We start from the raw sequence: 18,949 nt of genomic DNA, 5'->3' as shown, positions 1-18,949 counted from the left end.
ACAGGAGTTACAGGAGAAAGAATTCATTTTTCCTAAACTCTTACACCCTGACACCCTTACCCCTGCGATTAAATTCCCTAAAAGCTAAGAAAACTTAACGCCAGTATTGACTAAATTTGCTAATAATTTCACACTAAATTCTTGTTCAAACACTCCTTTTTTGTAATCTAAACTCCACAATTCCAAAGCACAATCATCACCTGATTCAGAGGGAAATATTAACATTTTCAATTCATTTGCATGAGGCAAATATTCACAATTAACATGAGATACTGCGCCGATTTGTCTTCTATCTAAAGCTACTGCTAATCTTAAAATTGCACTCAGTTGACATATCATTTGTTTATGTTCTTTATGCAATAAATTCCGGTAATTTTCGTGCTTTTTCTTGGGTGGTGATTTGCGGTGATAACGAGCTAAATTAGCAATGATTTCGATATCGGTTTCGTTATAACCAAGTAATTCACCATTTCTAATTAGGTAGTATGAATGTTTGTGGTGTGCGGAATGGCTGATGTAGTGACCACAATTGTGTAAAATTGCAGCAGCCCAAAGTAATTGTCTTTCGTCTTTACCCCAAGGATGTAGTTTTCCCTGAGTTTGATCAAATAAACTTAATGCGAATTTAGCTACGCGATCGCTATGTTCTAGGTTAACTTGGTATTTTTTGGCAATTTTCAGAACATTGCGTTCTCGAACTGAACCTTGATAGCGCAGTCTATCTGCTATTAAACCATGTGTCAGCATCCAATCTACTATCACACCTTCCCGCAGGGAACGTTCACACAGTGTCACTGAGTCTACACCCAACAGGGTCATTGCTTCCTGTAATATCACTGCCCCAGCAAGTATTACTTCTGACCGTCTTTCTGGCATTCCTGAAATGGCTGCCCGTTCTACGCTATTCATGCGTCGCAAGCGCGTTACCCAAGTCCGCAAGTCCTGAAGATTAAATTGATAACCATTGAGGGTAGAAGGTATTACACCCATCTTTTCCCTAGCATTAATCATGGCTATAGTTTCAATTGTGCCAGATGTTCCTACTAACTTGGGAATTTCACCAGGTTGGAGTTTAGAAAGTACGTCTTCTACAGAACGTTCTAACATACCTCGTGCGTAGGCTTGCAGATATTGAAACTCTGTATCACTGATGGGATCAGTGGTGATAAACTCCCCAGTGAGTCGCACTGCACCAACTTTTGTACTGGTGAGACTGCGGGGTTCTTGGGAGTCGCCTAAAATTAGTTCTGTTGAACCACCACCAATATCAACAATAATGTGCGGTTGGTGATTAAATTCCATGCCAGAAAGCACACCTAAATAAATGCGTCGCGCTTCTTCCTGACCAGAAATTAAGTCTACACTTAAACCTAATTCGGTTTCTACTTGGTGTAAAAATTCTCTACCATTAGGTGCTTCACGGACGGCGCTAGTAGCGACTGCAATAATGCTTTCTGCTTCGAGACTTTTGGCTAGTGCTTGGAAACGTCCTAAACAAGCGATCGCTTTTTTGATCACTTCTGGTTTTAATTCTCCCGTTTCTAAATTGCGATCGCCTAATCTCACTGTTTCTTTTTCTTTGGCAATCATTGTAAAAGCTGGTAGTGTCGGTTCAATCCTGACTATTACCATGTGCAAAGAATTAGTGCCGATATCAATGGACGCAATCATCCGGTTTTGCTTCACTGGTGGAGTTGCCATATTCTCCCAGTTCGCAGAAACTACATTCACCATTTAAGTTTCTCTCTCTTAACAATGGATGGTCAAAGCTGGTGTGCCGATTTAATCCGCACTAAATACTTGTTACTGACAATACAGCAGGAGTCAGGAGTAAAACTCTGTTTCTGTCTAGGTTTCAAATTAGATTCTGTACCTGATTGATCTGCTATCTACTGTATTGTAAATATATAGAGTTTTCAGGTTAATTGTTTGGTGAAATTACACACAATTAAAGTAATGAATTTGTATCCCAAGCTGGAACATTCGTTGATGTGTCAAGATCATCAAAAAATAAATCGCACAGACGCAAAGTAAAGAGAACAGGACTGACGCAAAATATCTCTCCAACCCTCTTTCCTTCGTGTCCTTCGTTCCTTTGTGGTTCATTCTTCTGTGACTTGTGCGTAAGTCCTAGAGAATAAAGTAAAAGTAAAGAGAATTAAATCATGTTTTGACATCAGTGCTGTATTTTTCCCAAATTTGGATGCTCCCTGTATTTACAGTTATCAAATAACGATATTCTATAGATGTGAAGATATGTGAATTAAGCGAATATGCTAACAACACCAGAAAGCAACCAAGAACCATTATGGCTAGTTATTATTCGGCTGTTACGGTGGCATAAACCAGAAGGTAGGTTAATTTTGATGATTCCTGCACTATGGGCTGTGTTTTTGGCAGCTGCTGGTAAACCACCTTTACCCCTAGTAGGAGTAATTATATTAGGTACTCTGGCCACCAGCGCCGCAGGTTGTGTAGTTAATGATTTATGGGATCGAGATATAGATCCGCAAGTCGAGAGAACACGCGATCGCCCTTTGGCTTCCCGCGCCCTATCCATCAAAGTGGGTATAGCTGTAGGGATAGTTGCCCTGGCTTGTGCCGCAGTTCTCGCTTTCTATCTTAGCCCTTTAAGCTTCTGGTTGTCTGTAGCAGCAGTACCCGTAATTTTACTTTATCCTGGTGCAAAACGAGTATTTCCTGTACCGCAGTTAGTGCTTTCTATCGCTTGGGGTTTTGCCGTTTTGATTAGTTGGAGTGCAGTTACACAAAACATTACCGCACCGACTTGGTTACTTTGGGGTGCAACTGTACTTTGGACATTGGGATTTGATACCATTTATGCCATGAGCGATCGCCAAGATGATCAGCGCATTGGTGTTAATTCCAGCGCCCTCTTTTTTGGTAAATATGCCCCCACAGCTATTGGTATTTTCTTCGCTGGTACGATCATTCTCCTAGCTGGAGAGGGTTTGTTAGTTAACCTGAATGGATTTTTCTGGATTAGTTTAATCATTGCATCTGGTGGTTGGGTTTGGCAATTTATCCGCTTGAGAAACCCCGAACTACCTAACCCTGCTTATGGAGAAATGTTCCGTCAAAATGTCTGGATTGGATTTTTGATTTTAGCAGGAATGATTTTTGGTTCTTTCTAAAAGAAACCCTTGACTGGTAACTGGTGACTGTTGACTGGGACAAGATTTTAGATTTTAGATTGGAGTTGATTAAATACAATCCAAAATCCAAAATCCTTTCATTTAATTTGTATGGCTACACCACGCCAGCTATCACAAATCAAATAGCAGTCCTAATATGACTCTTGACTTCTGACTTCTGACTTCTGACAATTAATATTTCTGGTGATAGATTAAAAATTATCATGACGGTTGTTTGATGAGTTGGGATATTAATCTACCAACTAGATTTACTCAACTAAATGCAGCAATCTTTATTAGTCAAAATCGCTACAATAGGTTTATTATCTGTGGGTAGTTCCAGTGTAATTGCAGGCAGTTTTCTCTTCACACAAACTGTCAACAATACGGCAACAGCACAGATAATTACTGATATATCACGCTATTCAGAAATTCGCAATCACAAGTGGTCTGATCTTAACCAAATCAAACATTTCCCCATAAAGATTACTCGTAGTGATCAGTTCATCTCCCTGGCTTACTCTCCAGGCTAGAAGCAAGGAAGTAATTTTTTTCAAATCCGTTTAAAACGACCTCCTGAACAAATTCAAAAATCACTTTCCCACTACAGTAAAATTGCAGGGCATAAATATTGGGGGGGGGTGATACAAACGACCATATCAAACAAGCTGAAGGTGTACCCACAACATTTTTTTATACTGGTAAATCTGATAATTTAGCCTTTCCCAGTACATATCAAATCTTGGTATTCAAGGCACAAGACCAAGGTAAACCAGGGTTTAAATGGAATCATGGTCATAGCTATGGAGTCGCTATTGATAGTTCAGCCTCAGAAATTATCTATTGGGTAGAGAAATGGTAATTGGTAATTGGTAAACTTCCTTCTGTCCCCAGTCCCCAATACCTAACTATTACAGTTCGTTGCAAATCAATAAGCTAAGTCAAACAAGTATGATATTTTGATCATGTGATCAAGTCATACAACCGCACAACATTGATAAAGGAGAACACAGTGGCAATGGAATCAAATGTATTAACGGGCGCAGTTGTAGAAAACCAAGATATCAGTGAATATGTGGCGCATCTACAGTTGCACATGACACTCCAAGCTCGCAACTTGGTTCCAACACTAAAACACACACAAGAAGATAGTCGCCAGCAGCTACTTCATCAAACTCAAGCTTACTTTGAAAAGCTGGCCTCTAGACAAGGTTTATAAAACCTGAGCATTATAGAGAATTTTCAGAAAAACTTATACAATAGAAGCAGATATGATTGTGTCTACGCCAACGGTGTCATCACAATTTCTGCTTTTTATTCTTTTTTCGGTATTCAGTTAATAAAATCACTCTTTTGGAACAATAACTTAAGAGTGAAAAGCCGTTAAGATTATTATTGCAGCAGTACCTTACCCATCGCAATTAGTAAAGGTTAAATGGCGGCTTGAATCAAAATGAATTCACTACTTCCTCGAAATCTCAGCCTCGTAATTCGTCCTGTTCAATATCGGGATCTAGACGGTATTGAACGTCTAACACAAGATTCCTATACAGACCTCTCTCCCAAGGGCAGCTTTTTTACCATGCAATGGCTGCGTCACTGGTTTGGCTTACTCAAGTTTTTGAGTTGGTTTCCCAACCCTTTACAGTACCGCTTCTGCGGATTTGTCGCAGAGCAAGGACGGATGCTGCTAGGAATGATTCAAGTATCACCATTTAACCGTACCCGCAGCACTTGGCGAATTGACAGGGTAATGTTAGACCGTACTGCTGACAAACTGGGGGTAGGTTCACAACTACTTAGGCATTGCTTTGAATCAATTTTAGAAGCTCGTACCTGGCTGCTAGAAATTAATGTCAATGACGTTGATGCTCTAGCACTATATCGACAAAATGGATTTCAGCGGTTGGCAGAAATGACCTACTGGGAAATTAGCCCAGAGTTACTGCGAGAATTAGCACAAGCAGAACCTGACTTACCCAATCTCTTACCCGTTAGTAATGCTGATGCACCATTACTATATCAACTAGATACAGCATCCATGCCGCCTTTGGTACGTCAGGTTTTTGACCGCCATACCCATGATTTTAAAACCAGTTTATTCGGTGTTCTTGCCGATGCTGTGAAGCAATGGGTGACAAAAACAGAGATTGTCAGCGGTTATGTGTTTGAACCCCAACGCAAAGCAGCTATTGGCTATTTTCAGGTACAACTTGACCGGAAAGGCGAAAATCCTCATGTAGCGAGTTTGACGGTTCACCCAGCCTATACTTGGTTGTATCCAGAATTATTGTCTCAATTAGCTCGCATTGCTCAAGATTTTCCCCAACAAGGTTTACAACTGGCTTCCTCTGATTATCAGCCAGAACGGGAAGAATATTTAGAAAGAATTGGTGCTAAACGCATTGAACATACCCTAATTATGTCGCGTTCCGTTTGGCATAAAATCCGCGAATCCAAATTCGTTTCTTTGGAAGGCATACAATGGCCAGAAGTGCTGCAAGGACTACAACCAGCACGTAAACCCATACCCGGTGGTATGTCATGGGTTCCTAAACCACAACCTGCCTCAGAGCGAACAGCAGCAAATAAGTCAGAAACTGTTGCTTTTGGTAGTCAACAATTTCATAATATGGATACATATCGCCAATCTGAATCATCAGAGGCACACCAGGAGAACAATTAGAGTGATGCTTGAGCAGCAATCAAAATCTTTTATATCCGCCTTGGGTTTGGATGTTGGTAGCAAACGCATCGGTTTAGCAGGGTGCGATGGTACTGGTTTGATTGCCACAGGTATCACTACGATTGAGCGCCGATCCTTTCAAGATGATGTGGAGCAAATACAACAAATCTTGCATGATCGCCAAGTGCAAGTTCTGGTTGTTGGTCTACCATATTCAATGGATGGATCTTTAGGTTTTCAAGCTCGACACGTCCAGAAATTTGCCAAGAGGTTGGCTAAAGCTGTGCATCTGCCTATTGAATACGTTGATGAGCGATTAACTTCTTTTCAAGCTGAACAAATGCTGATTGCAGAAAATCGCTCGCCATCACGTCATAAGAGCCTGATTGACCGGAAAGCCGCAGCTTTAATTTTGCAACAGTGGCTAGATGCTAGACGCAGTAACTCCAACAGATCGGTAGCATTTGTTGAGGATTAATACCTTTGAACATGATATTCTGAAAACTATTACTCAACTGTATATTCAGCTTTTTGGTTGACATTGACTGTCATAAAACAGTTAAATGAATTTCATAGATTTGAGTATTGATAAGTTTAGATAATGTGACTATGTATTCATCTGAATTTTCTGAAGAAAATGATCGTGCTGACGCTGCTGCTATCACTTTGACCGATGAAAAAGGGCGATCGCTCGAATGTTATATTGAGCATTCCCTCTCGGTAGATAGGCAAGAATATGTTTTACTTCTGCCTGTTGACTCACCCATAGAAATTTTTGCTTGGCAAGGTGATGGTGAGGAAGAAGAAGCCATTTTGGTAGAAGATGACGATTTAATTGATGAGATTTTTAGTACCGCTCAAGCAGTTCTCTCTGAGCAAAATCTGACTATTAAAAATACTGCTTATGCTTTGACTGTAGTGGGTGAATTACCACCAGTAGAAGAATCAGAAATCTTCACCTTAGAAATCGAAGATGAAGGAACAGATTTAGAACCGGAGCAACTACAGCTACTGGCTAGTTTCTATCATCAAGACCAGGAGTATGCAGTTTACACCCCCCTTGATCCCCTGCTATTTTTTGCCCGTATCACCAAGTCAGGTAAGCCAGAATTACTATCTCCTGAAGAATTTCGTAAAGTTCAACCGCTTTTAGAAGAACATCTGTTTGATCAGGTTGAATAATTCATAACTGAAATTTAATGTTTCCATTGCTAGTCTAATCTTGATTGGCAATGGAATTTTATTACAGGAGTTAGGAGTTCAGGAGGCAGAAGAAGCAGGGGGCAGAAGGCAGAAGGGAAATATTTTTCCCCAGTCACCAGTCACCAGTCACCAATCACCTGTCACCTCATGTATGAATTACGAATTATGAAGACTTGGAACAATATTTTACAACCAGACTTGATTTTAGAAGGTTCCGTTTTGCAACTCACACCAGATATCATCCAACAATATGGACTCAAAGGGCTGGTTTTGGATGTTGATGATACTCTAGTACCCATTACTGCCAGCGCCGCTTCCCCAGAACTAGAACAATGGGTAGAACAAATGCGTGATTATGCGGCTCTTTGGTTAGTGAGTAATAATCTCAGTGAATCCCGAATTGGTAGTATTGCTCGTTCCCTGAATATTCCTTATTACCTGGGTGCGGCTAAACCCTCACGTCGTAAAATTAGAGCCGCATTACAAGGAATGAATTTACCTGTACATCAAGTAGGTATGGTAGGCGATCGCTTATTTACTGATGTCATAGCAGGTAATCGTTTAGGAATGTTTACTATTTTAGTTGAACCTATTGTTCATGCTGATACTGTGCTTCGTTCTCATCCTATTCGCAACTTTGAAGTTTGGGTATCAGAAATACTTGGCGCTTCTATTTCTCCCAAATACACAAAAATTAACAAAGATTGATAAATCAATAAAAAAGTAAATCTAAAGAAATACTAAAGAAATCCTTAATGTTCCAAAAAATCGGAGATTATAGGTATTAATAACATGGGGTCAAGCAAATAAAGACCCTAGCCGATCAAAAATAACTTTAAACCCGTACAGCGTCAGCCTTCACGATAGAGGGATTGGCGCTGTACAATTTTTTAGGTGTTGATAGGTGATTGGTGATTGGGGACTGGTGACTGGTGATTGGGAAAAATAACTAATAACTCATGACTAATAACTAATGACTAATGACTAAAACAATAGTTGTAAAAATCGGTACTTCTAGCCTGACCCAACCAGAAACGGGACAATTAGCCCTTTCTACCATTGCCAGCTTAACAGAAACCCTGTGTAATTTAAGACAACAGGGACATCATATAATTTTAGTCTCCTCCGGTGCTGTGGGTGTGGGTTGTGCGCGACTGGGTTTAACAGAACGTCCCAAAGCGATCGCCCTCAAACAAGCAGTAGCAGCAGTTGGGCAAGGTCGTTTAATGCGTATATATGACGACTTATTTACTACTTTGCAACAGCCTATTGCCCAAGTATTATTAACTAGATCAGACTTAGTGCAACGTAGCCGCTATCTTAACGTTTATAATACTTTTCAGGAATTGCTAGGACTGGGAGTAATTTCCATAGTCAATGAAAATGATACCGTAGCCATAGAAGAATTGAAATTTGGTGATAATGATACCCTTTCCGCCTTAGTGGCCAGCTTAGTTGAGGCAGATTGGTTATTTTTACTGACAGACGTTGATAGATTATATTCAGCAGATCCCCGTACAGTACCCGACGCTAAACCCATTTCTTTAATTAGTAATATGAAGGAATTAGCGGAATTACAGATTCAAACCGGGGGACAGGGTTCACAGTGGGGAACTGGGGGAATGGTAACAAAAATATCTGCTGCTAGAATTGCGATCGCTGCGGGAGTAAGAACTGTCATCACTCAAGGACGTTTTCCCCACAACATTGAAAAAATCATCAACGGAGAACCCATCGGAACGCATTTTGCACCCCAACCAGAACCAACATCAGCGAGAAAACGCTGGATAGCTTATGGTTTAGTTCCATCTGGAAAATTATATTTAGACGATGGCGCAATTACAGCTATTTCTCAAGCAGGAAAATCATTATTAGCAGCAGGAATTAAAACCGTAGAAGGGGAATTTGATCACCAAGAAGCAGTGCAAATATGTGATATTCATGGTAATGAAATTGCTAGAGGTTTGGTGAATTATAACAGCGAAGAATTACAAAAAATTCGCGGTTGTCATTCACGAGATATCGAAGGAATTTTAGGTTATGCAGGTGCAGAAACCGTCATTCATCGGGATAATTTGGTTTTAACATAATATCAATAAATATTAGCCATATTAGCCCCCCTTTTTAAGGGGGGTTGGGGGGATCTAAATTTGGTATAATTAAAATTGTCACTAGGGAGAGTGAAAAAAATTATGACTCAAGCCTTAGAAAATTCCATTGGTTTAGCCGAAGAAGAACAACGTTTCTACCGTCGGGGAGTTATTTGGGAAAGATTTCAAGCAATTCAAAACAGCTTTGAAAATGTACCAGGGGTGCGTTTATTTTATTGTGAGGGAGTTTTAGAAATTGTGGGTATAGGTAAAGCACATGAATTTATAACATCTTTAATAGGTTTGTTGCTAGGACAGTATTTTTTAGACAAAGAAATTGAATTTTTTCCTAGTGGCAGTTTTAATCAAGTTATTCCTGGTATAGTTGATTATCAAGCCGACTTATCCTATTGTTTAGGCACAGATAAAGATAGACCAGATTTGTGTATAGAGGTAGTTATTACTAGCGGTAGTCCTATTAAATTACAGAAATACAAATTAATGCAAATTCCCGAAGTTTGGTTTTGGGAAGATGGCACACTTGAGGTTTATTGTTTACAAGAACAAGAATATGAGAAAGTTAGTAATAGTGTGTTGTTACCAGAGTTAGATTTATCTTTATTAAGTCGTTGTATTTTATTATCTTCACCCTTAGAAGCAATTAGAAAATTTCGTCAGGGTATTTGAATTTATTCTCGTTATCCTCGTTCCCAGTTTCTAACTGAGAATGTAATCAAGAAGGCTCTGCCTTCTGCTAACATAAAAAGGGAGCATCCCAATTTTGAAAAAATAACCACAGCAACACTAAAAAATCTTTTAAACTCTCTTACCTTAGTGTCCTTTGCGTCCTTTGCGGTTCAATCATATCAAGACCTTGGAGAGTTTTTCCGTTAGATCAAAATAAATTTACACATTTGGGATGCTCCCCATAAAAAGAGACTAGGAGAAAAACATCATGGTTTCTATTCCCAAGACAGCAATCCGATTGTATGATACTGATTTTTTAGCATGGACACAGCAAACGGCTGAGTTAATTCGCGCTGAAAAATGGGATAGGGTAGATTGGGAAGCGGTTGTTGAGGAGATTGAAAGTTTGGGAAAGTCGGATAAACGAGAGTTGAAAAGCAGATTGGAGGTATTGTTACAGCATTTGCTAAAATGGCAATATCAGCCTAATTTGCGAAGTGGATCTTGGCAAAATACAATTACAGAACAACGTAACCGCATTGAAGACTTATTACAAGATAGTCCTAGTCTTAATCCTTATTTAGAAGAAGTATTAGCTGAGTGCTACCGCAGAGGCAAAAAACTAGCAAGTAACGAAACAGGAATTTCTCAAAATACCTTTCCAGCAGATTTACCTTACACTGTGACTCAAATTCTGGATATGGAATTTTTACCATAAACTGTATTCCCTGTCAGAGACAGGGAACAAGAAAATATACAAGAAAATATAAAGGTTGATAAATTAGCGGTAGCCTGGAGGTGTGGGTGAGTCAATTATCTGATGAGGATATTTTTCGAGAAATTGGGAAAATCATTCAAAATTTTGATCTTTATCAATGTGATGATTGTGCTAGGGCTATATACCAATGGTTACAAAAGAACAATATTCAAGCTAAAATTCTCAAATTAAAAACAAAAAATAGAACAGATGAATATATTTTGAGTAATCGTTTAGAAAAACAGGATATCACCAATTCAATTACACAGAATGGTACTCATTATGAAGTGGAGGTTTTAGGCAAAGTTTTTGATAATCTCTCAGTTGAAGGAATGACGAAAGAGGATTGGTTAAATGATTTTGATTGTCTCAGCCGTGAGTTTATTATCACTGAAATAGATTTGCTATAGTAAAACCAGCACCACCACAGCAAGGAGGTTAATATGGGAGGAATATATGAAGTTTTACAAAAAATCAAACACAGTCCAGGAATGTATATTGGTAATTCTTCTATTACTATTTTACGTCATTTTTTAGTAGGATATAAATTCGCAAGGAATGAGTTAGGAGTGGAATTAAATCAGGAAGAAGCTGATTTTTATGAGAATTTTCAGCCCTGGATACAGCAACATTTTAATGTGAGAACTTCCAATTCTTGGGCGAATATTATTTTATTATTTACCCGTGATGAAAAAGATGCTTTTAACAGGTTTTTTACTTTGTTAGAGGAATTTAAACAGCGTGATCAAAATCAAGATAATAAAGCTATGCAGAAGGATTTTGATCATGAAAAATTAGTATCAAAATTATGAAACCTGAATAAATAGGGTTTGCTGAAAAAGTTATCTGTGAAGGCTAGGTGACAGGTGACAGGTGACAGGTGCTACGCCACGGTGACAGTTTCAAGAGTTGGATAGGAACGATTTTTTCTTGAAGTAGGAATTAAGTGCAAGGTTTTTCACTTGTCACCTCATAAAAGCTGGCAATTTTTGAAAGCACTTCGGCTTACTTCGACTGCGCCCTTCGACACCGCTCAGGACAGGCTCAGTACAAGTCGCTCAGTACAAGTCAAAATAGCTAAAACCCTTTACCTGTAAAGTTTTCGGATTTATTCAGTAAACCCTAAATACGTCTTCTCCTCGTTCCCCGTTTCTAACTGGGAATGCAATTAAGAAGGCTCTGCCTTCTGCTAATATTAAATATAAGTCAGAGACTCACAAAATGTATTCCCTGTCAGAGACAGGGAACAAGTCAACAAGTGATTAAACTTTTGCCTGATTCAAACTGACAACATCTTGCAATCTAGAAATCACAAAAGACTTCTCTAAATAAGAGAACAAACCACCAGCTTTTGGACCACGTTCTTTATTTAAAAACGCCAAATACAAAGCCTTAAAAGCATTCGCTGGAGGAATTTGTAATTCCTTAGTAGTTGAGAAAATCACAGTTTGCAATTCTTCAGCTTCCCAGTTAGCAGCATTCTCTAAATTCTCCGCTAACTTCTGTACATAACTCACCTGTTCTGCGTTTAAAGTATTAGCTTTTTCGGGAACTTGTTCTAAATATAGAACTAGCTTTTCTTCCTCATCTGCGTAGTCTTGCAACCACTTTTGAGCAGAAGCAATTCTTTGATTGACAATAAAGTGATCATACTCAGTTAAAGGATTTGCAGTTCTTTGTACAACTTCATCCTGAATATTTAAACGCGGAACTTGCAACAGGGAAATTAACGTACTGTAATCAAAAGGTTGAAATGGTTTAACTTCATCACCCAACTGGGCATAAAATAAAGACATTAACTCTTCAGTTAATTCAGAATTATTTTGATACTTACTAATTAAAGTATCGTAATCTCTAAATAACCGAGTAATGGTTTCATAATTGGGAGCGAAATTAATTACCGTTCTCGGCTGAGTTCTTAACATTAAAAAGCGTAATAACTCAGGTGGTAATAAATCAGCAATTTCCCGCGCACTCGAACCTACACCTTTAGATGAACTCATTTTTGTACCATTGACAAGAATAAATTCATAAGGTGAATGAAAAGGCGGTTGTTTTTGTAAAACTTTGCGAGAAATCGCATTAGCTACATCCCTAGAACCACCTTTTTGCGAGTGATCCTTTCCCGCCATTTCAATAGTTACACCTAACACATCCCATTTTGCAACCCATTCCACCTTCCAAGGTAATTTCCCATTACCATTAAAAGGAGAAACCCAACCAGAATGACCACAACCTTTTACATAATTAGTTGCATCTGGTTCACAAGTATAAAAAACTTCTGAACCGTTATAATCTGTGGTTACAGTTGTGGCGATTTTACCGCAATTTTCACAAATAACTTGAAAAGGATACCAGTTATCAGGGCGATCGCCTTTACTTACTTCTTTATATGCTTCTCTCACAAGATGAGCATTTTTTAAGAAAGTATCAATGTGGGAATTAAGTTGACCAGAACGATATAAATCACGTAAAAAATAAGTTTCTGGTTTAATTCCTAAATACTCAAAAATTTCAAAAAATTCGCCAATGAAATATTTAGCATAATCACTCGCACCCTCACCAGGTGAAGGTACGTTACACAGGGGGAAACCCAAATATGGTTTAAATTTTTCCTTGTCTAAATATTTGGGAACGGTATCCAATGCGTCGTAGTCATCCACACCGTACATGAATTTTACGGGCTTACCTGCGTGTTTCAAGGCACGGTAAATAACATCATGGATAACCACACCCCGCAATGATCCGACGTGGACCCGTCCTGAAGGAGTTTTAGAATCATTAACTACCTGGTAGCCTTGTGTATCAGCAGCGATTTTATCAGCCCAAAACATTTGATTTTCTATCTTTTCACAATTTCTCTATTTTAACTCTATGGGTTAGGTTGTAGATGATTTTTTGGGGATGTTATGACAGGTGATAGCATGGTGTGGGGTGTAAGGCAAGAATTTTCTCTGCTGACTCCTGACTCCTGAATTATTACTGCAAACTTTCCATAAAATCAATACACCTTTGCATTTTTTGTTGCATAATCTCAGAATCAGCTTGATAGCGTCTTCCATGACTTGGTAGCACCCACTCAAAGGTATAATTGGTTAGTTTACGCATAGATTGAATTTGTTCTGTCCAGGAATACCAACAAAATTCACGAAAGGCTATTAATTGTTTTTCTTCTTTGGACCAAGTAAGATGATCTCCTGTAAACAGAAATTTATTTTTGTACAGTAAAACTGTGTGTCCTTTAGTGTGTCCGGGAACGGGAATAATTAATAAGTCTGCTGTCAGTTGAAATGGTTCTGAACCTGTTATTTGTATTTCTATATTTTTTGTTTCTGGGTCAATATCATCACTGTGTAAAATGCGTTGACATTGAAAATAATCTGCAAATTGTTGATGATCGGCAAGATCGTCTTTGTGAGATAAAAACAGATATTTTATTCCTCCCATTTCTTCTAAACGTTTAACTAATGGTGGTGCAAACCGGGGAGAATCTACTAATATATTGCCTTCTGGATGTTGAATTAAATAGGGAACACTGGCAAAAGATTTTTCGGAATGATAGCCACAATGGTATATATTCTCATCTATTAAAATCGGAAAAGTTTGTTGTACAAAGTTAATATCTTGTGGTGTTTCTACTGTACCAATGGAACTGGTGGGACAGGATAAAAGTGCTTGTAATGCGGCTATTCTTTCTGCATTATTGCTTGGTTGATGATGCACTGCTGATTGTTCACCAATACGGGAAAATACTTCGGGAGTCATCCAGCGACAGGTATCACAATCAATACAAGTAGTATCAACATAAAAATCACCGTTGATATTTTCAGGACGACGCTGATTTAAATTAGCCATTTTCAACCTCTGAATAGGATAAATAAACGCGACATCATCACCCTAACAAAGATAATTTTCTTGAAAGACTACCGCAAGCTAGATTTATCAATGGTTTATTGTTGATTGGTAATTAATTTTATTTTCAATAATTATCAATCACTCAGGTAAAAACTCACTATCTAGCACCTGTTCAGGAGTAAAAGGACATTTTCCTGGGAAAATATCAGGTGATAATCCTGTTTCTTCTATTGCCCAATCTACGGCAGGAGAGTAACTTTCTGAAAAAATACTTTCATAATAATTTTTTAAGCTGGGATGTTTTTGTATAGATTTATTCACTCGCCGACGATTTTCTTTGATACTAGCTTTCCAACTTCCTAAACGTTTTTCTGGTTGATATTTCCATTTTAAGAGATGGGCTAAAATGACAATGAGATTATTTTCTAAAGCATCTTTTAAACTGCCACCCATTTCTTCTATTTCTTCTATTAATAAATCAATATCTAAGTTATCAAAGTTACGATGCTTTAAATTTTCAATTGTTCCATCTAACCACAATTGATAATCTTGTTCATACAAGGTTTTTAAACTTAATTGATGATTATTGCTCATTTTTTGTCAACTCCTGTACAGCGTTTTTAGTCATTTCTTGGATGCTTGTTAAGTCTGGTGGTTGGGTTTCACTTTCCATCCCTAACCATAAAAGATATTCAATATTTCCCGCAGGTCCAGTAATGGGAGAAAAGGTCAAACCCAGATATTTCCATTTTAATTCTAACGCTGTTTGTAAAACTTGAAAAATCGCATCTCCATGATCTTTTGGATCTCTGACTACTCCTTTTTTACCCACACGATTTTTACCAACTTCAAACTGTGGTTTTACTAATAAAACTGCTTCCCTTGGTGCTTGGGTTAAACGCCAAATTGCTGGTAAAACTTTGGTTAAGGAAATAAAGGAAACATCTACAACAGCTAAATCTGGAAATATTGCCCCTTCAGGATATAATTTTTCTGGTTGTAGTTCTCGTAAATTGGTACGTTCTTTTAAAATTACTCTTTCATCACTTCTGATTTTCCAGTCAACTTGTCCATAACCTACATCAATTCCATAAACTTGTGCAGCACCATTTTGTAATAAACAATCGGTAAAACCGCCGGTAGATATTCCCCCATCTAAGCAGATTCTTTGATTTGCGGAAATACCAAAAAATTTCAATGCTTTAGCCAGTTTTTCACCCCCACGGGAAACAAAAGGAGGACGTTCTTTAATTTGAATTTCTGCGGTTTTATCTACTTCTGTTCCGGGTTTATCAATTATTGTTTGGTTTACCATGACTTCGCCGGCTTGAATTAGTCTTTGTGCTTGTTGACGGGAAGGAGATAAACCCAAATCTACTAATAGTGTATCTAGTCTTTGTTTCATTTATTTTTTGTTATTTTGTAGTTTGTAGGTTGGGTTAAGCGAAAGCGCAACCCAACGAAAGTAAGTAAATGTTGAGTTTCCTAACGTCAACCTATCCCAATATAAACGACAGCGCAACCCAACAAAAGTAAGTAAATGTTGGGTTTCCTAACGTCAACCCAACCTACCTTATTTAATTTTTGTTAGTTTTCTGGTAGTATTAAATCTAAAGCATAATTGATAATTTCTGATTTATTCACCAGTTTCTCTAATTCCTCTGCTTCATAAAGACCTTCTTTGACTTCTAGGGAAGCTTCATCAATAGCATTTAAATAAGCTTCTGCTAAAGTTTCTAATAATTCTTCTTTTGTTAAAAAATAACCTCCAGATTTACGGCGTTTATTTTCCCGTTGAATTTCTCTCACTGAGTTTCTAATGGAAACTTCCCAAGAACGAGTTGAGCAATTTTCCGCTTGTTGTTTAATGAGGTGGATGAGTAAAATTATTGCATAACTGCGAATGGTTTTGATAATATCATTGCGACTCATTTCTTCTAATTCTTCAACTATAGTTAATGCACCTTGAAAGTCACCTTGTAGGAGTAGATTTTTGAGATTTAATATTTCTTCCATAATTTCATACTTAGTAACTTTTCAGTGAGTGAAGTACACCAGTAGCGGGCAAGATGCCCGCACCACAAGAGTTTTATGATTCATCTCTGTACCTCATAACACCGGTAAGTGCTGTAAATCCGTTTCTGCACAGAAAACCCAAACTTACCATTACTGTATTTTACCCTTGATTCTATTTCCTCCCTCTTCATTCTTGGAAATTTGTAAATTAAAATTGTCTCGATGATTTCTAATATTTGTTGTTGTTTGGGTTGAGACTTCACCTCTAGACAGAAGTTAAAAAACGCACCTTGCCAAAATAGCCAAAGTGCGATCGCCATAATCATCTGCCTTCCTCAGATTAAGTTACAGTAATTACTACACCCACACTCTCATTACCCAACCTATCCACTGCACACACCGCATAAGTTCCCGGTGGTACAGTAGCAAAAGTAGTACCAGCAGACAAAATGCGTTGAATGATCCAATTATCGCCACTTTGACGGTAAAGAGTCCAAGAACGCACAGGTTTATCATCACCTCTTTCCCAATTTAATCTACCATTTTCAAATTTAATTTCTTTGGGAGGAGAAGGAGGATTTTGACTTTGCCATGACATAGTAGGAATTATGGCCGGACGAGAATAATAAACCTGTTTAAATTGATCAGCAATACCTTGGACATTTTCTTTGATAGAATTCATACTAAAAAATATATTTCCCAAGGACAAATTTTTAGCTAAGTTCCGAGAAATGAGAATTTGTTTTTCAATTTCCGAATTTTTCCAAGCTTTCCCATCTAGTTTGGAAATATTGTTACCAGCGTAAATATGTCGCTGTTTAGTATTGACTTGAGTCCACCAGTTCAACAACACTTCATAACTTTGTTGTGTTTGATCAGTCCGCCAATAAAGTTGCGGTGCTAAATAATCTATCCAACCTTCCTGCAACCATTTTTTAGAATCAGCATAAAGGGCATTATAGGCATCTAAACCAACAATACCCGGTGGTTGTCCAGGGCGATAAATACCAAAAGGACTAATCCCAAATTTAACATGAGATTTAGTTTTTTTAATTCCTTCTGATAAACGCAACACCATTTGATTAACGTTTTCCCTTCGCCAATCTTCTAAGCTGAGTTTACCTCCATTAGCTTGATAAACTCCATAAGTTTTTTGATCAGGAAATGATTGACCAGATATAGGATAGGGATAAAAATAATCATCAAGATGAATGCCATCTATATCGTAGCGATTGACAACATCTATAATCACATTATAAGCTCGATCTTGAACAATTTTTGAGCCAGGATCCATCCATAACTGATTACCCCATTGATAAACAACTTCTGGATTAGTAATAGCTATATGGGGACCGACATTAAACCCGCTTTTAGTAGTAGTTTTGGCGCGATATGGGTTGAACCAAGCATGAAGTTCAATGTTGCGTTTATGACATTCAGCGATCGCAAATTCCAAAGGATCATAAAATGGTTCTGGTGCTTTTCCCTGAGTTCCCGTAATCCAAGCACTCCAAGGTTCTAAATTAGAAGCATATAAAGCATCCCCTTCTGGCCGCACCTGTAAAATTAGGGCGTTAAAATTTAAAGATTGTAATTGTTGAATAATTTGCAGTAATTCCGTTTTCTGCTGTTCAACACTCAACCCTGGTTTGGAAGGCCAATCACTATTCCACACAGTGGTGATCCAAGCACCCCGGAACTCCCGGTTATGACTTACCCTTACAGTCCTGGGTTGGTTTCCAGACGATGGTGGTACTACTATATATTCAGAAGCAATTTTTTCCGCCCTTCCCAGATATACCAAAGCTTGATATACCATCACAGCCACATCAGCACGAGTCGCAGCCATTCTGGCATTAAGTAATTTGATATTTGGATAACTCACTACCCAACCAACACGAGAGGCGATCGCCACCTGATTGATAGCATAGTTAGGAATTGTAGCCGCATCTTGATAGATTTGTCCTAAACTACTAACTAAATCAGCTTGGACTTGACTAGCAATTCCCAAACCATTAACCATCGCAACTAAAACATCACCCCTGGAAATACTATCATTAGGGCGAAAAGTCCGATCAGGGTAGCCAACCAAAAATCCAGTTTCGTAAACTTTTCTAATTGCACTATTAGCCCAAAGTGTAACAGGTACATCTCCAAAAGGTACATAATCCCGTTTTTTGGTTGTTGTCAGTACAGAAGCTATAATCGCCGCAAACTCAGCACGAGTAACAGGGGTATTAGGGCGAAAACTACCGTCAGGATAGCCATTTAAAATTCGCCGTTGGGCTAAAGCCTGAATAAATAACCGCGCCCAATGATTTTGAATATCGGGAAATGATGCAGTATTAGATACCATTGTTGATTTTTGGTAGAGTTACATCCATTGTTAATTTAGCAACAGAAGGCAAGGGGTAGGAGTCAGGATTCAGGAGTCAGGAGTCAGGAGTCAGGAGTCAGGAGTCAGGAGTCAGGAGTCAGGAGTCAGGAGTCAGGAGATCAA

Annotated in this window: 21 protein-coding genes and 1 pseudogene; 14 read left to right on the top strand and 8 right to left on the bottom strand. The window is 38.3% G+C overall.

Translation table 11 applies throughout. The features are described from left to right. Window positions 1-84: 84 nt before the first annotated feature. Window positions 85-1,734, bottom strand: a complete 1,650-nt coding sequence (locus H6F45_RS06510) for a Ppx/GppA phosphatase family protein (protein ID WP_190346786.1) — start codon at window positions 1,732-1,734, stop codon at window positions 85-87. A gap of 539 nt (window positions 1,735-2,273) precedes the next feature. Here H6F45_RS06510 and H6F45_RS06505 point away from each other — a divergent pair. The 14 genes from H6F45_RS06505 to H6F45_RS06445 all read left to right on the top strand — a co-directional run bounded on the left by H6F45_RS06505 (window position 2,274) and on the right by H6F45_RS06445 (window position 11,390). After that, the gene (locus tag H6F45_RS06505; protein ID WP_096571893.1) at window positions 2,274-3,155 is read left to right on the top strand and encodes a 4-hydroxybenzoate solanesyltransferase; all 882 of its coding nucleotides are present in this window, start codon (window positions 2,274-2,276) and stop codon (window positions 3,153-3,155) included. A gap of 281 nt (window positions 3,156-3,436) precedes the next feature. Then, window positions 3,437-3,688, top strand: a complete 252-nt coding sequence (locus H6F45_RS27305; RefSeq protein WP_334310622.1) for a hypothetical protein — start codon at window positions 3,437-3,439, stop codon at window positions 3,686-3,688. Between the two features lie 98 nt (window positions 3,689-3,786). Further along, window positions 3,787-4,017, top strand: a complete 231-nt coding sequence (locus tag H6F45_RS27300; protein WP_347237714.1) for a hypothetical protein — start codon at window positions 3,787-3,789, stop codon at window positions 4,015-4,017. A gap of 156 nt (window positions 4,018-4,173) precedes the next feature. Then, entirely contained in the window at window positions 4,174-4,374 is a 201-nt protein-coding gene (locus H6F45_RS06495; RefSeq protein WP_096571892.1) for a hypothetical protein, read from the top strand. Between the two features lie 234 nt (window positions 4,375-4,608). Then, window positions 4,609-5,841 carry a GNAT family N-acetyltransferase gene (locus H6F45_RS06490; protein WP_096571891.1) on the top strand — a complete coding sequence of 411 codons (1,233 nt, stop codon included), beginning with the start codon at window positions 4,609-4,611 and terminating at the stop codon, window positions 5,839-5,841. A 4-nt stretch (window positions 5,842-5,845) separates the two neighbouring features. Further along, complete coding sequence (ruvX, locus tag H6F45_RS06485) at window positions 5,846-6,319, top strand: Holliday junction resolvase RuvX (RefSeq protein ID WP_096571890.1); 474 nt, start codon at window positions 5,846-5,848, stop codon at window positions 6,317-6,319. 131 nt (window positions 6,320-6,450) lie between these two features. Next, the gene (locus H6F45_RS06480; protein ID WP_096571889.1) at window positions 6,451-7,023 is read left to right on the top strand and encodes a DUF3727 domain-containing protein; all 573 of its coding nucleotides are present in this window, start codon (window positions 6,451-6,453) and stop codon (window positions 7,021-7,023) included. 40 nt (window positions 7,024-7,063) lie between these two features. Next, window positions 7,064-7,213, top strand: coding sequence for a hypothetical protein (locus H6F45_RS06475; protein WP_190346785.1), 150 nt, complete (start codon window positions 7,064-7,066; stop codon window positions 7,211-7,213). Continuing rightward, on the top strand, window positions 7,210-7,752 hold the full coding sequence (locus H6F45_RS06470) for a YqeG family HAD IIIA-type phosphatase (RefSeq protein WP_137669298.1): 543 nt from the start codon (window positions 7,210-7,212) through the stop codon (window positions 7,750-7,752). The genes H6F45_RS06475 and H6F45_RS06470 overlap by 4 nt, the downstream gene beginning before the upstream one ends. Before the next feature lie 272 nt (window positions 7,753-8,024). Then, window positions 8,025-9,134, top strand: coding sequence for a glutamate 5-kinase (gene proB / locus H6F45_RS06465; RefSeq protein WP_190346784.1), 1,110 nt, complete (start codon window positions 8,025-8,027; stop codon window positions 9,132-9,134). A gap of 102 nt (window positions 9,135-9,236) precedes the next feature. Beyond that, window positions 9,237-9,821, top strand: coding sequence for a Uma2 family endonuclease (locus tag H6F45_RS06460; protein WP_190346783.1), 585 nt, complete (start codon window positions 9,237-9,239; stop codon window positions 9,819-9,821). Window positions 9,822-10,089: 268 nt separating this feature from the next. Continuing rightward, the gene (locus H6F45_RS06455; RefSeq protein ID WP_096571886.1) at window positions 10,090-10,539 is read left to right on the top strand and encodes a DUF29 domain-containing protein; all 450 of its coding nucleotides are present in this window, start codon (window positions 10,090-10,092) and stop codon (window positions 10,537-10,539) included. Between the two features lie 86 nt (window positions 10,540-10,625). Then, window positions 10,626-10,988 (top strand): papain fold toxin domain-containing protein, encoded by a 363-nt coding sequence (locus H6F45_RS06450; protein ID WP_190346782.1) that lies wholly within the window; start codon window positions 10,626-10,628, stop codon window positions 10,986-10,988. A gap of 33 nt (window positions 10,989-11,021) precedes the next feature. Then, on the top strand, window positions 11,022-11,390 hold the full coding sequence (locus H6F45_RS06445; protein WP_190346781.1) for a hypothetical protein: 369 nt from the start codon (window positions 11,022-11,024) through the stop codon (window positions 11,388-11,390). Between the two features lie 450 nt (window positions 11,391-11,840). Here the strand turns inward: H6F45_RS06445 and lysS are convergent, their stop codons facing one another. From lysS to H6F45_RS06410, 7 genes and pseudogenes are all read right to left on the bottom strand, one after another. Next, window positions 11,841-13,412 (bottom strand): lysine--tRNA ligase, encoded by a 1,572-nt coding sequence (gene lysS, locus H6F45_RS06440; protein WP_190346780.1) that lies wholly within the window; start codon window positions 13,410-13,412, stop codon window positions 11,841-11,843. Window positions 13,413-13,557: 145 nt separating this feature from the next. Beyond that, the gene (locus tag H6F45_RS06435) at window positions 13,558-14,433 is read right to left on the bottom strand and encodes an MBL fold metallo-hydrolase (RefSeq protein ID WP_190346779.1); all 876 of its coding nucleotides are present in this window, start codon (window positions 14,431-14,433) and stop codon (window positions 13,558-13,560) included. A 138-nt stretch (window positions 14,434-14,571) separates the two neighbouring features. Further along, window positions 14,572-15,027: a DUF29 domain-containing protein gene (locus H6F45_RS06430; RefSeq protein ID WP_190346778.1), complete on the bottom strand. Its 456-nt coding sequence runs from the start codon at window positions 15,025-15,027 to the stop codon at window positions 14,572-14,574. Continuing rightward, complete coding sequence (locus H6F45_RS06425) at window positions 15,017-15,838, bottom strand: TlyA family RNA methyltransferase (protein WP_190346777.1); 822 nt, start codon at window positions 15,836-15,838, stop codon at window positions 15,017-15,019. Before H6F45_RS06425 ends, H6F45_RS06430 begins: the two co-directional genes overlap by 11 nt. Window positions 15,839-16,020: 182 nt before the next feature. After that, window positions 16,021-16,449 (bottom strand): DUF29 family protein, encoded by a 429-nt coding sequence (locus tag H6F45_RS06420; protein WP_137668556.1) that lies wholly within the window; start codon window positions 16,447-16,449, stop codon window positions 16,021-16,023. Window positions 16,450-16,616: 167 nt separating this feature from the next. Further along, a pseudogene (locus H6F45_RS26405) lies at window positions 16,617-16,715 on the bottom strand (DUF2887 domain-containing protein); the annotation flags it as partial. A gap of 74 nt (window positions 16,716-16,789) precedes the next feature. Then, complete coding sequence (locus H6F45_RS06410; protein ID WP_137668555.1) at window positions 16,790-18,805, bottom strand: family 10 glycosylhydrolase; 2,016 nt, start codon at window positions 18,803-18,805, stop codon at window positions 16,790-16,792. Window positions 18,806-18,949 lie beyond the last annotated feature (144 nt).

The organism is Sphaerospermopsis sp. FACHB-1194 (genome assembly GCF_014696235.1).
In the GTDB taxonomy this organism is placed as follows: domain Bacteria; phylum Cyanobacteriota; class Cyanobacteriia; order Cyanobacteriales; family Nostocaceae; genus Sphaerospermopsis; species Sphaerospermopsis kisseleviana.
The sequence above is the reverse complement of the archived record's forward strand: the minus strand, read 5'-3'. Positions and strand labels throughout refer to the sequence as shown.

Coding starts and splice junctions, on each gene's coding strand:
- H6F45_RS06460 (WP_190346783.1), top strand. CDS start 9,237: ATGACTCAAGCCTTAGAAAATTCCATTGGTTTAGCCGAAGAAGAACAA.
- H6F45_RS06510 (WP_190346786.1), bottom strand. CDS start 1,734: ATGGTGAATGTAGTTTCTGCGAACTGGGAGAATATGGCAACTCCACCA.
- ruvX (WP_096571890.1), top strand. CDS start 5,846: ATGCTTGAGCAGCAATCAAAATCTTTTATATCCGCCTTGGGTTTGGAT.
- H6F45_RS06430 (WP_190346778.1), bottom strand. CDS start 15,027: ATGAGCAATAATCATCAATTAAGTTTAAAAACCTTGTATGAACAAGAT.
- H6F45_RS06470 (WP_137669298.1), top strand. CDS start 7,210: ATGAAGACTTGGAACAATATTTTACAACCAGACTTGATTTTAGAAGGT.
- H6F45_RS06410 (WP_137668555.1), bottom strand. CDS start 18,805: ATGGTATCTAATACTGCATCATTTCCCGATATTCAAAATCATTGGGCG.
- H6F45_RS06420 (WP_137668556.1), bottom strand. CDS start 16,449: ATGGAAGAAATATTAAATCTCAAAAATCTACTCCTACAAGGTGACTTT.
- lysS (WP_190346780.1), bottom strand. CDS start 13,412: ATGTTTTGGGCTGATAAAATCGCTGCTGATACACAAGGCTACCAGGTA.
- proB (WP_190346784.1), top strand. CDS start 8,025: ATGACTAAAACAATAGTTGTAAAAATCGGTACTTCTAGCCTGACCCAA.
- H6F45_RS06435 (WP_190346779.1), bottom strand. CDS start 14,433: ATGGCTAATTTAAATCAGCGTCGTCCTGAAAATATCAACGGTGATTTT.
- H6F45_RS06490 (WP_096571891.1), top strand. CDS start 4,609: ATGAATTCACTACTTCCTCGAAATCTCAGCCTCGTAATTCGTCCTGTT.
- H6F45_RS06445 (WP_190346781.1), top strand. CDS start 11,022: ATGGGAGGAATATATGAAGTTTTACAAAAAATCAAACACAGTCCAGGA.
- H6F45_RS06425 (WP_190346777.1), bottom strand. CDS start 15,838: ATGAAACAAAGACTAGATACACTATTAGTAGATTTGGGTTTATCTCCT.
- H6F45_RS06495 (WP_096571892.1), top strand. CDS start 4,174: ATGGAATCAAATGTATTAACGGGCGCAGTTGTAGAAAACCAAGATATC.
- H6F45_RS06505 (WP_096571893.1), top strand. CDS start 2,274: ATGCTAACAACACCAGAAAGCAACCAAGAACCATTATGGCTAGTTATT.
- H6F45_RS27305 (WP_334310622.1), top strand. CDS start 3,437: ATGCAGCAATCTTTATTAGTCAAAATCGCTACAATAGGTTTATTATCT.
- H6F45_RS06455 (WP_096571886.1), top strand. CDS start 10,090: ATGGTTTCTATTCCCAAGACAGCAATCCGATTGTATGATACTGATTTT.
- H6F45_RS06480 (WP_096571889.1), top strand. CDS start 6,451: ATGTATTCATCTGAATTTTCTGAAGAAAATGATCGTGCTGACGCTGCT.